General features: G+C 71.0%; 14 protein-coding genes. 4 read left to right on the forward strand and 10 right to left on the reverse strand.

All coding sequences use genetic code 11. The annotated features are described in order from the left end of the window. Window positions 1-67: 67 nt before the first annotated feature. From JMJ55_RS15760 to JMJ55_RS15795, 8 genes are all read right to left on the reverse strand, one after another. Window positions 68-883, reverse strand: coding sequence for an energy transducer TonB (locus JMJ55_RS15760; RefSeq protein ID WP_202826535.1), 816 nt, complete (start codon window positions 881-883; stop codon window positions 68-70). Continuing rightward, entirely contained in the window at window positions 880-1,311 is a 432-nt protein-coding gene (locus JMJ55_RS15765) for a biopolymer transporter ExbD (RefSeq protein ID WP_202826536.1), read from the reverse strand. The genes JMJ55_RS15760 and JMJ55_RS15765 overlap by 4 nt, the downstream gene beginning before the upstream one ends. Further along, complete coding sequence (locus JMJ55_RS15770) at window positions 1,308-2,018, reverse strand: MotA/TolQ/ExbB proton channel family protein (protein WP_202826537.1); 711 nt, start codon at window positions 2,016-2,018, stop codon at window positions 1,308-1,310. Before JMJ55_RS15770 ends, JMJ55_RS15765 begins: the two co-directional genes overlap by 4 nt. Then, window positions 2,015-3,130, reverse strand: coding sequence for a PepSY-associated TM helix domain-containing protein (locus JMJ55_RS15775; protein WP_202826538.1), 1,116 nt, complete (start codon window positions 3,128-3,130; stop codon window positions 2,015-2,017). Before JMJ55_RS15775 ends, JMJ55_RS15770 begins: the two co-directional genes overlap by 4 nt. Further along, entirely contained in the window at window positions 3,127-3,810 is a 684-nt protein-coding gene (locus JMJ55_RS15780; RefSeq protein WP_202826539.1) for a Fe2+-dependent dioxygenase, read from the reverse strand. The genes JMJ55_RS15775 and JMJ55_RS15780 overlap by 4 nt, the downstream gene beginning before the upstream one ends. A gap of 2 nt (window positions 3,811-3,812) precedes the next feature. Then, window positions 3,813-5,945: a TonB-dependent receptor gene (locus JMJ55_RS15785; protein WP_202826540.1), complete on the reverse strand. Its 2,133-nt coding sequence runs from the start codon at window positions 5,943-5,945 to the stop codon at window positions 3,813-3,815. Between the two features lie 77 nt (window positions 5,946-6,022). After that, window positions 6,023-7,687, reverse strand: a complete 1,665-nt coding sequence (locus tag JMJ55_RS15790; RefSeq protein WP_328702666.1) for a peptide ABC transporter substrate-binding protein — start codon at window positions 7,685-7,687, stop codon at window positions 6,023-6,025. A gap of 4 nt (window positions 7,688-7,691) precedes the next feature. Beyond that, complete coding sequence (locus JMJ55_RS15795) at window positions 7,692-8,408, reverse strand: orotate phosphoribosyltransferase (RefSeq protein WP_202826541.1); 717 nt, start codon at window positions 8,406-8,408, stop codon at window positions 7,692-7,694. A 60-nt stretch (window positions 8,409-8,468) separates the two neighbouring features. On the opposite strand from JMJ55_RS15795, the gene JMJ55_RS15800 reads away from it, so the two are divergent. Together JMJ55_RS15800 and JMJ55_RS15805 are read left to right on the forward strand one after the other, a co-directional pair. After that, a complete protein-coding gene (locus JMJ55_RS15800; protein ID WP_202826542.1) occupies window positions 8,469-9,434 on the forward strand; it encodes a mitochondrial fission ELM1 family protein in 966 nt (321 codons plus the stop codon). A gap of 5 nt (window positions 9,435-9,439) precedes the next feature. Next, a complete protein-coding gene (locus tag JMJ55_RS15805) occupies window positions 9,440-10,402 on the forward strand; it encodes a protein-methionine-sulfoxide reductase heme-binding subunit MsrQ (RefSeq protein ID WP_236033760.1) in 963 nt (320 codons plus the stop codon). Here JMJ55_RS15805 and JMJ55_RS15810 read toward each other — a convergent pair. Beyond that, a complete protein-coding gene (locus JMJ55_RS15810; protein WP_202826543.1) occupies window positions 10,305-11,294 on the reverse strand; it encodes a phosphoribosylaminoimidazolesuccinocarboxamide synthase in 990 nt (329 codons plus the stop codon). The two genes, JMJ55_RS15805 and JMJ55_RS15810, sit on opposite strands and share 98 nt — an antisense overlap. Before the next feature lie 97 nt (window positions 11,295-11,391). On the opposite strand from JMJ55_RS15810, the gene JMJ55_RS15815 reads away from it, so the two are divergent. Further along, the gene (locus JMJ55_RS15815; protein WP_202826544.1) at window positions 11,392-12,468 is read left to right on the forward strand and encodes a tartrate dehydrogenase; all 1,077 of its coding nucleotides are present in this window, start codon (window positions 11,392-11,394) and stop codon (window positions 12,466-12,468) included. Between the two features lie 160 nt (window positions 12,469-12,628). Then, the gene (locus JMJ55_RS15820; protein WP_202826545.1) at window positions 12,629-12,877 is read left to right on the forward strand and encodes a hypothetical protein; all 249 of its coding nucleotides are present in this window, start codon (window positions 12,629-12,631) and stop codon (window positions 12,875-12,877) included. A 3-nt stretch (window positions 12,878-12,880) separates the two neighbouring features. On the opposite strand, the gene cuyB is transcribed toward JMJ55_RS15820, so the two are convergent. After that, complete coding sequence (gene cuyB, locus JMJ55_RS15825; RefSeq protein WP_202826546.1) at window positions 12,881-13,576, reverse strand: cysteate racemase; 696 nt, start codon at window positions 13,574-13,576, stop codon at window positions 12,881-12,883. Window position 13,577 lies beyond the last annotated feature (1 nt).

Raw genomic sequence — 13,577 nt, forward strand, 5'->3', positions numbered from 1 at the left:
GCGGCGATGACATCGGCGCCACCGCCCGGCACCGCCGGATGACGCCATGGCAATCCCGGCATCCGGCTCACCGTAAGGTGAAGCGGACCGGGACCGTCAGCTCCACCGGATCCCCCGCCAGGTCGGCCGGCGGTGCCGGCAGCGGGGAGGCCTGCTGGATCATCGTCTGCACCGCCTGGTCGAGAGCGGCGTCGCCGGCGCTGCGCTCGATCCGGTAGCCGACGACCGTGCCGTCGCGCCGCATGCGGAAGCGCAGCAGCGCGACGCCCTGGGCGCGGCGCCAGCGAGCCTCCTCCGGGTAGCGGCGATGCCGCTCCAGCGCCTGCATGAGCAGCGAGGCATAGTTCGGCGAGGGCGCGGCGGAGACCGGGGCCGGCGTCGGGGCGGGCGAGGGCGCGGCCGGGCTCGGCGCGGCGGGTGAAGCTTCGGCCATGCTGGGAACCACCGGCCGCGGCGGCTGCGGCCGGCGCGGCGGCGCGACCGGGCGGGGCACCGGCTGCGGCGGAGGCGGGGGCGGCGGCAGCGGCAGTTCCGCGACCTCCTCCACGGGGGGGGGCGGTTCCGGCGGCGGAGGCTCGGGCGGCGCCATCGCCTGGGGCGGCTCCGGGACGGGCTCCGGGGGTGCCTCGGCGAGCGGCGGCGGGGGCGGCTCGGGCGGCGGGGCTGGCTCGGGCGGCGCCTCGGCCAGCACCGGCGCCGGCGGCTCGGCGACGGGTTCCGGCGTCGGCTCGGCAGGTGCGGCGGGGGCCGGCATTTCCAGCAGCATCACCGGCAGCACCGCCTCCGCCTCGCGCGGCAGCCCATGCAGCAGCGCCCCCGCGGCCGCGGCATGCAGGCCGGCGGAGGCGACCCAGGCGAGGCGCCGGGCGCCTTGGAGCTTCATGGCGCCCGTGGCGGCGCGGGCTGCGAGACCAGCGCCACCCGCGCGATCCCCGCCCGCTGCACCAGCCCCATCACCCGCAGCACCTCGCCATAATCGAGCCCGGCATCGGCCCGGAGATGCAGCGCGCGTTCCGGGGCTTCCTCATGCAGGGCGCGCAGCCGCGGCTCCAGCGCCGGCTCTTCGACCGGATCGGGGCCGAGAAAGAGCCCGCCTTCGCGGGTCAGGCTGAGCTCCAGCGGCGGCTGCGGCGGCGTCAGCGGCGCGGCGGCGGTGCGCGGCAGGTCCAGCGCGACGCCGGTGGTCAGCATCGGCGCCGTCACCATGAAGATGACCAGCAGCACCAGCATCACATCGACCAGCGGAGTGACATTGATCTCGGCGACCGGCGAGCCTTCCTCATCGCCGTCGCCCGGCATCCGCATGCTCATGCCGGGGCCTCCGCGCTGCGGCGGGCCGCGCCGGCGATGGCGGGGCGGCGGGCGAGGCGGCTGGCCAGGGCGCTGACGGCGCCGATCGCCTCCTGCCGGATGCGGGCGAGGCGGGTGGCGAAGCGGTTATAGGCAATCACCGCCGGGATGGCGGCGACGAGGCCGATGGCGGTGGCGAACAGTGCCTCCGCGATGCCCGGCGCCACGGTGGCGAGGCCGGTATCCTGCCGCGCGGCGATGCCGAAGAAGCTGTGCATGATGCCCCAGACCGTGCCGAACAGCCCGACGAAGGGGCTGACCGAGCCGATGGTGGCCAGCAGCGGCAGGCCCGGCTCGGCGCGGCGGAGGGTGGCAGTGACGGCGGCGCGCATGCTGCGCTCCAGCCGGTCGCGGAACTCGCCGGCGGATTCCGCCGTGTCGCGCCCCTCGCGCCATTCCGGCAGGCCGGCACGCAGCACGGCGGCGGACAGGCTGTCGCGCGCCGCATCGCCCTCGGGCGGCACGACGGCGCCGGCGGCAGCCAGGGCGGCGAGGCCCTGCGCCTCGCGCGCCAGGCGGCCGAGCAGCAGCGACTTCTCGATGATGATGGCCCAGCAGGCGAAGGAGGCGAGCAGCAGCAGGGCCATCACCCCTTGCACCACCGGATCGGCATTGAGGATCAGCCCGGCGACGGACAGGTCGGCGGCAGGCGGGGCGGCGGGGTTCATGCAGTCCTCCCTTGCGGAACGGCGAGGCGGCGGCGGTTGCGGCGGCGCAGCAGCCAGGCGGCGAGCCCGGTGACGAAAAGCACCGGCATGGCGATGCCCGAGGCGAAGACCAGCAGCCGGCCGGGCCAGCCGAGCAGCGCGCCGCCATGCAGCCAGCGCTGCATGGCAAGAATCTCCTCGCTGAGGCTGCGGGTACGCGGCCCGCGCTCCTCCGTCACCGCCCCGGTCCAGGGATCGATCGTGACGAAGCTGCGGGCGCGCACCTCGGCGCTGCCATCGGCGGGGCGGAGCGTGACCTGCCAGGCCTGGCGGCCACGCGAAGGAAGCAGCAGCCCAGTCGCCACCTGACCCGGCAGATGCGCCAGCGCGGCGGTGACGGCGGCATCGGCATTGACCGTCATCGGATCGCGCCGCGGTGGGGCAGGGGAGGGCTGCGCCGGCGCCGCGACTCCAAGGAGCGGGCGGAACCAGCCAGGGAAGACGATGGCGGTGCCGGAGAGGGCGACGACGGCCAGCACCACCGCCATCCAGATGCCGATGACGCGATGCAGGTCGAGGTTGAGCACCACCGTCGGGCGCCGCCGCACCGTGACCAGCGCCGCGCCGAGCGAGCCCCCGCGCGGCCACCAGAGCCAGATGCCGGAGAGCGCAAACAACAGCAGCAGCACGCCGAGCCAGCCCACCGCCTCATGCCCGCCCCAGTCGCGCAGCAGCAGCGCTTCATGCAGCTGCCGCGTCACGCCGATGAAGCTGCCGCGACCGTCGCGCTCGCCGAGCAGCGTGCCGGTCGCGGGATCGAGATAGGCATTCGGCCCCGGCGGCGTGCCGCGCATCCGGGGCGGGGAGACGACCCAGACCGGCCAGACATCGTCGGGCGGGCGGATGCTGCCGGGGGTGCGGCCGGTCGCCTGCTCGGCCAGCTTCAGGATGGCGGCGTAGTTGAGATCCGGGTTCGCCGGCCCGCTCGGGCGGAAGAGCTGCGGGTTCAGCGCCGCGTCGATCTCCCGCTGGAAGGAGAGGATGCTGCCGGTCACGCCGAGCAGCAGCAGCACCAGGCCGAGGGTAAGGCCGAGCCAGCGATGGCCGAGAAGCAGCGCGCGGCGGATGGTCATGCGTCGGCCCAGCGCCGCAGAAGGTTGTGGTACACGGCGGTGAGCTCCGTCGGCGAGGCATGGCCGGAGGGCAGGTCGGCACGGGCGCGGTTGATCGCCATGTCGAGATCGAAGAGAAGGGCGCGCTGGCCGGCATCGCGCACCATGCTCTGCACCCAGAAGAAGCTGGCGAGGCGGGCGCCGCTGGTGACGGGGGCGACGCGGTGCAGGCTGGTCGCGGGATAGATCACCGCATCGCCGGCCGGCAGCTTCACCCGCTCGGCGCCGTAGCTGTGCTCGATCAGCAGCTCCCCGCCCTCATAGCTCTCGGGCTCGCTGAGGAAGAGGGTGCAGGAGACATCGGTGCGGATGCGGGAGGCGGTGCCGGTGATCTGGCGGATCGCATTGTCCACATGCGCGCCGAAGGCCATGCCCCCTTCGTAGCGGTTGAAGAGCGGCGGGAAGACCCGCTGCGGCAGCACCGCCGAGATAAAGAGCGGGTTCCGCTCCAGCGCGCCGAGCACGAGGTCGCCGAGGGCGCGATGCTCGGCGCAACCCTCGGGGATTTGCAGATTGTCCTTGACCTGCGCGGATTGATGGCCGGCGGTGACGCGGCCATCCACCCAGGGGGCGCGCGCCAGCAATGCGCGCGCCTCGGCAAGCTTGTCGGCCGATAGCAGGCCTTCGATCCGCAGCAGCACGGCTAGTACCGTGCCGCGAGGCTGAGGATGAAGGTGCGCCCGGCGCCCGGGGTGATGTTCCCCGCATAGACGCCCTCATAGAACCGCTTGTCGGTGAGGTTCAGTGCGTTGAGCCGGAGCTGGAGCTGGTCGGTGATGCCCCAGGCGACGGCGGCGTCGTAGCGCATATAGGCGGGCGCGATGACGGTGTTGGCATTGTTGCCGTAGCGCTTGTCGATATAGCTGAAGCCGCCGCCGAGCTGCACGCCATAGGGCAGATCGTAGCTGGTCCAGAAGGTCGCGGTGTGGCGCGGCGTGTTCAGCAGCTCCTTCCCCACCTCGGTCGGTGTGCCGGAGCGGGTGATCTGCGAGTCGAGATAGGTGTAGCCGGTGATGACGTTCCAGTTCCGCGTGATGCGGCCGGCCGCCGAAATCTCGAACCCGTCCGAGCGCTGCTCGCCATTCAGCACGTTCAGCGTGCCGTTGGCGGGATCCGGCGTGCGGGCATTGGTCTTCTCGATCCGGAAGACGGCGCCGCGGATCGAGAGGTCCTGCGTCACGTCCCAGCTCGCCCCGATCTCGAAGGAGCGGTTCTTCTCCGGCGCCAGGGTGGCGGTATTGGCGGCCAGCGTCAGCGCCTCGGCGCTTGGATTGAAGGAGGTGCCGGCGGAGAAATAGGTCCGCACCGTGCTGAGCGGCTTGAAGACCAGCGCGCCGCGCCAGCTGAACATGTCGTCGGTGCGGTTCAGCTTCGTCGTGATGCCGGTCGCGCCGGCCAGGCTGTTGAAATCCGCCTCGAACCGGTCGTAGCGGCCGCCGAGCAGCACCTCGAAATACTCGCCGATGCGGATCTGGTCGGCGAGGAAGAGGCCGAGCGTATGCGCCGTGGTGTCCGCATCGGTGTTGACCGAGAGCGTCTGGTCGAAGGCCTGGAAGTAATTCGGGTTGAACAGCGTGGCGTTGGGGCGGTTGTTGCTGGTGAAGCGGGTGAGCTGCGAGGTCTCGCGGCCCAGCTCGATGCCGGTGACGATCTGGTGGCGCAGCGGGCCGGTATTGGCGACGGCACGCAGCTCGGTCTGGTTCTGCAGGATGGTGTCGGTGCCGCGCCGCACCTGGGGCTGGCGGTTCACCAGCACGGTCGAGAGATTGGTCGTGGGCGTGATGGTCGTGAGCAGCCGCGGCGCGGTCGCGTTGATGTTGCGGTCGTAATTGCCGTAGCGGAAGGTGTTGCGGAGGTTGATGCCGTCGGCGAAGCGGTGCTGCGCCGTCAGCGTCATCACATTGGTCTCGGTGCGTTCGCGGTCCACGCCGGCGAGGCCATAGAAGGTGTTGTAGGAGACCGGCGCCGGGCGGCCACGCACGATGGGCACGCCGAAATCGGGAACATTGTCCTCCGACTGGTGCAGGAAGTGCAGCGAGACCTGGGTATTCGTCCCGAGGCCCCAGGTGACCGAGGGTGCTACGCCCCAGCGCTCATTCGTCACATGGTTGCGGCCCGCGATATCCTGCCGCGTCGCCATCGCGTTCAGCCGCACCCCGACCGTGCCGGAATACATGCCGATATCGGAGGTGGCGCGCAGGCCGAAGGGCGAGAAGCCGCTCAGCGTCAGCTCGCCGAAATTGCGCGCCTGCGGCATGCGCGTGCTGAGGTTGATCGCGCCGCCGGTGGAGCCGCGGCCGAAGATGATGGCGGAGGGGCCCTTCAGCACCTCGACGCTGTCGAGGAAGAAGGGGTCGCGGGTGTATTGCGCCGAGTCGCGGATGCCGTCGATGAAGAAGTCGTTGCGAGCGCTGAAGCCGCGCAGCGTCAGGTTGTCGCCGGAGAAGCCGCCCTCGCCGGCGGCGAGGCTGATGCCGGTGACGTTGCGCAGCGCCTCGCGCAGCGAGGTGGCGCCCCGCTCCTCGATCAGCTCGCGCGGCACGACGGTGATGCTCTGCGGCGCCTCGCGCACCGAGGTGGGCAGGCGGACCACCGGGGTGTCGTCGGCGCGGTAGCGGGGCGGGTTCTGGCCCTGGACATTCATCTCCGGCAGGGCGATCGCGCCAGCATCCGGCGGTCCCCCCTGCGCCAGCGCGCCCGGCGCGGCGGCCAGCAGGCCGACGCCCGCGAGGCCTAGGCTCGGCTGGAGGTTGGGAAGCGGGGCGCGGAGCGACATGCGAAGGGGATCCCGGTTGCGACCTGGGTGACTTAGCGCAACTGAGAATGACTCGCAATATCACGCCATGACGAAAGCTATCGCGCCCGCCATTCTTCCGCCCAGAGGGTGCTCGGGTTGAGATGGCCGGTCGGCCGCACGCCTTCCAGCCAGCGCGGCCAGACATGCGCATCGGCGCGAAACCAGAGCGGCAGCTCCGGCAGATCCTCGGCAAACATCCGCTGGAACTGCGACCAGAGGGCGCGGCGCCGCTCCCGGTCCAGCTCGCGCGGCAGGGCTTCCAGCAGCGCATCCATGGCCGGATTGCGGTAGCCACCGTAATTCTGGCCCGACCAGTTGCTGGCCTCGGAGGGGATCTCCTCGGAGTGCAGGGTGGTGCGGGGCACGTTCTCCGGCGCACTGATCCAGGCATAGAGCACGGCGCCCTGGAAGCGGCGGCGGGAGAGGGTCTCGCCGAACAGCACCCGCGGCGGCTCGTTGCGGATTCGCGCCTCCACGCCCGCCCCGCGCCACATGCCCTGGATGACCTGGAGGACCGCTTCCCGGCCGCGATTGCCGGCGGTGGTCATCAGCTCGACCGAAAGGCGCTCTCCGACCGCATTGCGGCGGATGCCGTCCGGGCCGGGCCGCCAGCCGGCTTCATCGAGCAGGGCGGCGGCGCGGGCGGGATCGTGCGGCCAGCGCAGCGCGTCCGGGTCGTGCATGACATCCAGCGGATTCACCCCGGTATCGGCCACCGGCTGCCGGCCGTCGAACAGGCGCTGCACGATCTGGCCACGGTCGATCGCCAGCAGCAGCGCCTGGCGCACCCGCCGGTCGGAGAGGATCGGGTTGTCGAGGCGAAGGCCGAGATGCTCGTAGACCAGGCCCGGCTTGTATTCGAAGCGGAAGCGGCTGCCGGTGCGGCGCTCCAGCGCCGCGGCCTGTTCCAGCGGCAGGCCGAGCTCGCCCGCGACCATGTCGACCTGGCCGGCGAGGAGCTGCGCCTCCATCGCCGCGGTATTCTCGATGGTGCGGATCTGGATGCGGCGGAAGGCGGGGACGGGGCCGGCCCAGGCCTCGTTCCGCTCCAGCGTGACGCCGGCGCCGGGCTGCACGGCGGCGATGCGCCAGGGCCCGGACCATAGGCCGGGATTGGTGGTCTCGGTATCGTAGGCGGTGCGGTTGCGGTAGGCGCGCGGATCGGCCTGCCAGCGGGCACGCTCGATATGCGCGGGCAGCGGCTGGAAGTCGCCGGCCGAGTTGTATTCGAAGGTGACCTTGTCGTAGCGCAGGGTGACCGTGCGCTGGTCCTCGACGATCAGCTCATAGGCCGAGCGGTAGAAATCCGCCGGGCCGATGCCGGTCGCGGGCTCGCGCCCCGCCTCCCAGGCAAAGCGCAGATCCTCGGCCGAGACGGGGCGGCCATCGCCCCAGCGGGCATCGGCGCGCAGCCGGTAAGTGACGCGGATGCCGGGCTTGCCATCCGGCGTTGTCTCCCGCACCGCGCCGCCATTCTCGAGCGTCGGCAGGCTCTCGCAGGCAAGGCAGGTGAGGCGCCATGTGGCGTCATAGGCGGTGATCGGGCGGCGGGCGAAGCCGAGGACATAGGACTTCGCCGCCATCGCCTCGAAATTCGGGTGGAAGGTGCCCGGATACTGGCTGATGCCGATGGTCAGCGTTTCGCGCGGCTGGGCAAGGGCGGGCGCCGCCAGGGCCAGCAGGCCGGCCCCGGCAGCCGCGGCGAGGCGGCGCATCGGCATGCCGCTACTCCTCCTTCGCCTTGGCCTCCGCCGCCGAGCCGATGCCGCCATGCGCCTTCGACCAGCCCACCGGGTCTTCCAGGAATTTCCGCACCTCCTTCAGCGCGGACTCGCTGAAATAGGGCCGCTCGCGGCAGACCTCGAGCACGTCCCACCAGGTGCAGAGATGATGCAGCGAGAGGTTCATCCCCTTCATCGTCTCGAAGCTGCCGGGGAAGACGCCGTAGAAGAAGACGACGAAGGTGTGGTCGCAGACCGCGCCGGCATCGCGCAGCGCCTGGGCGAACCGGATCTTGGAGGCGCCGTCGGTGGTCAGGTCTTCGACGAGGAGGGTGTTCTTGCCCTCGGGCACGTCGCCCTCGATCTGGGCGTTGCGGCCGAAGCCCTTCGGCTTTTTCCGCACATAGGCCATGGGCGCCATCATCCGGTCGGCGATCCAGGCGGCGAAGGGGATGCCGGCCGTCTCGCCGCCCGCGACCGCATCAATCGACTCGTAGCCGATATGCCGGCCGATCTTCTCCACCGCCAGGTCGCAGATGCGGTTCCGGGCGCGGGGGAAGTAGATGATCTTGCGGCAGTCGATATAGACGGGGCTCTTCCAGCCGCTGGTGAAGGTATAGGGCTCCTCGGGGCGGAAATTCACCGCCTTGATCTCCAGCAGGATGCGCGCCGTCGTCAGCGCGGCGTCCCGGTCCCAGTCGGAAGCGTGTTGCATGGCCATGATGCTTTCCCCTGCCGGCGGCGTTCGGCTCATCCGTAACCGCGGCGCGGGGCGGCGTCCATGACCCAGGACCCCCTGGGGCCGCCCGTCTGGGTGCTGGCCGACCCACGTGCCGGGACCGCGGCCCAGGCGCTTGGCATCGCGGAGCGGCTGGGGGTGGAGTTCCGGGTGATCGGGCTACAATGGGGAACGCTGGCCCGGCTGCCGATCGCCTGGCCGAGCCTCGCCGGTCTGACGGCGGCGGTGCGGGCCGAAGTGCGGCCGCCCTGGCCGCGGCTGACCCTCTCGGCCGGGCGGCGCTCGGCGCCGGTGGCGCGCTGGCTAGGCCGGCAAGGGGCGCGGACGGTGCATTGCATGCGCCCGGGATTCGGCGCCGCCGAATTCGACCTGCTGGTGATCGGCGCGCATGATCGGCCGCAACCGGCGCCGAACCTGCTGGAAATCTTGGGCGCCTGCCACCGCATGTCTCCGGCGCGGCTGGCCGCGGCGCGGGCGGAATGGGCCGCGCTCGCCGGCATGCCATCCCCGCGCGTCGCGCTGCTGGTCGGCGGGCCGGTGCGGGCAGAGGGGATGCGGTCGGAGACCGCCGCCGATATCGGCCGGCAGGTGGCCGGGATGGCAGGCAGCGTGCTGGCGACGACCAGCCGCCGCACCGGCGCGGCAGCAAGCGAGGCACTCTCGGCGGCGCTCGCCGAGCGGCCGCACCGGCTGTTCCGCTGGGGGGAGGGGGGGGCCAACCCCTATGCCGGCTTCCTCGCCTGGGCGGATGCGGTGGTGGTGACCGGCGACAGCGTCTCCATGCTGTCCGAGGCGCTGGCGACCGCGGCGCCGGTCTTCATCGCCGATCCGGGTGGGCTCGGCCCGCGGCATGGGCGGCTGCGGGACAGCCTGGTCGCCGCCGGGCAGGCGCGGATGCTGGGGGAGGGGATGTTCGGGCGGAGCCCGCTCGACGAGAGCGCCCGGGTCGCCGCGGCCATCCGCGCACGCGGTTGGGGGGTTACCGAGCCGGGGGCTGGAGCGAAATAAGGAGCATGATGCAGGCCATCCTCCGCACCGCCTTCCCGCCCGCCCTGCCCAAGCGCGGCGCGCGTCCCTTTCCCTGGCCCTGGCGGGACCGCGCCGGACGGTTCTCCGCGCTGCGGGCCGTGACCCTCGCCCTGATCCTGGCGCCCGGCGCCTGGCTGCTGGTGACCGCGCTGACCGAGGGGCTGGGGCCGGAGCCGGCCAAGGCGGCGCTGCGCGAGATCGGCCTTTGGACCATCCGGCTGCTGCTGGTGACGCTGGCGGTGACGCCGCTGGGCCGCATCCTGGCGGCACCGCGGGTGCTGGGCCTGCGGCGGATGCTGGGGCTGGCGACGCTGGCCTATGCGCTGCTGCACCTGCTGCTCTATGCGGTGGACCAAAATTTCGGTCTGCCCCGCATCGCCTCCGAGATCGCGCTGCGCTTCTACCTGACGATCGGCTTCGTGGCGCTGCTCGGCCTCGCGGTGCTCGGCTGGACCTCGACCGATGGCTGGATGCGGCAGCTCGGGCTGCGCTGGAAGCGGCTGCACTTCCTTATTTTCCCGATCGCCGCGCTCGGGGTGTTCCACTTTTTCCTGCAATCGAAGTCGCAGTTGTGGGAGGCGGTGCTGGCGGCCGGGCTGCTCGCTTGGCTGGTGTTATGGCGGCTGCTGCCGGCGGGGGCGCGGCTGCACCCGGTCGCGCTGATGCTGCTGGCCCCGGCCAGCGGGCTGGCCGCCGCCGGGGTGGAATATGCCTGGTATGCGTTGGCGACGAGCCTGCCGGCCAGTCGCATCCTCGCCGCCAATCTGGATATCGCCTTCGGGCTGCGGCCGGCGGTCTGGGCGGCGGTGGCCGCCGTGGTGCCGCCGCTGCTGGCCCTGCCGGGCTGGATCAGGGCGCGGCAGAGCCGAAGAACGGCGCCAGGTTCCGCCGCACCCGGTCCAGAACCGGCTCATTCGCCGGCGGCAGCGGGAAATCCTGGCCGGTGATGGTCTCGAAGACGCTGATATAGATGCGCGCGGCCTCGAGCACGATTTCGGTCGGGATCTCCGGCAACTCATCCTTGTAGGGGTCGCAGCGGGCGGTGACCCAGCGGCGGATGAAGTCCTTGTCGAAGCTCTCCGGCGCCTCGCCCGCCTCGAAGCGCGCGGGGTAGCTGCCGGCGAACCAGTAGCGGCTGGAATCCGGCGTATGGATCTCGTCGGCGAGAATGATCCGGCCTGCCTCGTCGAAGCCGAATTCGTATTTGGTGTCGACCAGGATCAGGCCCTGCCGCGCCGCCAGCTCCCGCCCGCGGGCGAAGAGGTCGAGGGCCAGCGCCGAGACCTCGGCCCATTGCGCTTCGGTCAGCAGCCCGCCTTCAATGATGCGCTCCGGCGTCAGTTCCTCGTCATGGCCGGCATCGAAGGCCTTGGTGGTCGGCGTGAGGATGGTCTGCGGCAGCTTCTGATTGCCGCGCAGCCCGTCCGGGAAGCGGTGGCCATACATCTCCCGCCGCCCCGCCTTGTACATCGACAGGATGGAGGTCGAGGTGGTGCCGGCCATGTAGTCCCGCACCACCACCTCGACCGGCATGATGCGGAGGCTCTGGCAGAGCAGGACATTGGGGTCCGGATAGGCGATGACGTGGTTCGGGCAGATGTCCCCCGTGCGGTCGAACCAGAAGCGGGCGATCTGGGTCAGCACCTGGCCCTTCAGCGGCACGGCGGTGATGGCGCGGTCGAAGGCCGAAAGCCGGTCGGTGGCGATGATCAGCCGGCGGCCATCGGGCAGGCTGTAATTCTCCCGCACCTTGCCGCGATAGTGGTTCGGCAGTTCCGGGATGGCGGCGTCGCGCAGGACGAAGCCGGCAAAGGGGGCGAGGTCGGCGGTGCTGATCATCCGGCGGGTGGTCCTTGCAGCGAGGCGGCGATCCTATAGCCCATCCGGTTGAGCCGCGCCGCCCTCTGCGCCATGGTGCCGGCGAGGAGATCGCCGCATGAGCACCCGCAAGAAATACCGCATCGCCGTCATCCCCGGCGATGGCATCGGCAAGGAGACGACGCCCGAGGGGCTCCGGGTGCTGGACGCCGCCGCCCGCCGCTTCGGCTTCGACCTGGAGCTGACCCATTACGACTGGTCCTGCGAGACCTATGCCCAGACTGGCAAGATGATGCCGGATGACGGGCTGGAGCAGCTGAGGCAGTCGGACAGCGTCTTCCTCGGCGCGGTCGGCTGGCCGGGGGTGCCGGACCATGTCTCGCTCTGGGGCCTGCTGATTCCGATCCGCCGGGGCTTCGACCAGTATGTGAATCTCCGGCCCTGCAAGCTGCTGCCGGGGGCAACGACGCCGCTGGCGAATCGCGGCCCGAAGGACATCGATTTCTACGTGGTGCGGGAGAATACCGAGGGCGAGTACAGCTCGGTCGGCGGTCGGATGTTCCCAGGCACGGACCGGGAGTTCGTCTCCCAGCAGAGCATTCTGACCCGCATCGGCTGCGACCGGGTGATGAAATACGCCTTCGAGCTGGCGATGACCCGGCCGCGCAAGAAGGTGACCAGCGCCACCAAGTCGAACGGCATCACCTTCACCATGCCCTATTGGGACGAGCGCTTCGCCGAGATGGCGAAGAACTACCCGGGCGTGACGACCGACCAGTTCCATATCGACATCCTCTGCGCCCATTTCGTGCAGCACCCGGACTGGTTCGACGTGGTGGTCGGCTCCAACCTGTTCGGCGACATCCTTTCCGATCTTGGCCCGGCAGTGGCCGGCTCCATCGGCATCGCGGCTTCTGCCAATATCAATCCGGAGAAGGCGTTCCCGAGCATGTTCGAGCCGGTGCATGGCTCGGCCCCCGACATCGCCGGCAAGTGGATCGCCAACCCGATCGGGCAGATCTGGTCGGGCGCGATGATGCTGGAGCATCTCGGCGAGAAGGCTGCGGCGGATGCCATCGTGCAGACCATCGAGCGGATGCTGGGCGAGGGCGGGCCGCGGACCCGCGACATGGGCGGCCAGGCCGGCACGGTCGATGTCGGCAAGGCGCTGGCGGAGGCGGTCGGGAAAGCCTGACCAGTCATTCCGGCTGTTGCACGGAAGTGTCATCCATCGACCGGCTCGATCAAACCTGACGAGCCGGCCGATCAGCCCTTGAAGGAACGGTAATGCGCCGCTAGCATGAAGTTCTGTTGCGAGTGATTCTCAACTCGCTTGCGACCGGAGGATGCCTTTGATGGGTGGTGTGGTCATCGACTTCAACCTGATCGGCCGGCGTTGCGAGCGGGCCGTGGTGACTGCCTATCGCGAGTTGCGGGAAACCGGGAACGACGACCTGTCCTCCTTCCGCGCCTGCACCACACTGTATCGCGTGCATCATCCGGAAGCGTCGGTGCAGGAAGCCCGGCGGCTGGTGGCCGAATGGATCGACCACCATGTGGTGCGCGGCGATAACGGCCCGACCGACGGCTGCGACTGCGACTGAGTATCAGGAGCGGGCCCAGCGGATCGCGGCCCGCGCCAAGGCATCGATGCTGTCCGCCACCGGGAAGGGCAGAGCCGGCCCCGCCGCCACGCCGAGCGGGATTTCCGTGCAGCCCAGCACCACCGCCCGGGCGCCACGCGCCACCAGGCGCCGCGCCGCCTCCGCCAGTGGCGCATAGGCCTCCGCCACCCGGTTCGCCTTCACCAGCGCGATCGCCGGCGTGACCAGCGCCTCCATCTCCCCAGGCTCCGGCACCAGGCAATCCCAGCCACGCCGCTCCAGCCCCTGCTGATAGAGCCGCATCGCCAGCGTCGCCGCGGTGCCCATCACGCCGACCGGTCTCTCTGCCACGCCCAGCCGGGCGAGCTCATCCCCCGTCGCCTCGACGATATGCAGGATCGGCAGGCGGGTCGCCGCCTGCATCCCCTCGTACCAGCCATGGGCGGTGTTGCAGGGGATGGCGACGGCGCCGCAACCGGCCGCTTCCAGCCCATGGATGCCGCGGAGCAGGGCAGGGAGGGGATCCTCCCCGCCGCCGAGCCGCGCCGCGGTGCGATCGGGCACCCGCGGATCGGACCAGAGCACCGCGGGGATATGCTCCTGGTCCCGCTCCGCCGGGGTCAGCAGGGTGAGGCGGAGCATGAAATGGGCGCTGGCCAGGGGCCCCATCCCGCCGAGGACGCCGAGAATCTTCGTCATC

Origin of the sequence: Belnapia mucosa (assembly GCF_016775475.1) — a bacterium.
Lineage (GTDB): Bacteria > Pseudomonadota > Alphaproteobacteria > Acetobacterales > Acetobacteraceae > Belnapia > Belnapia mucosa.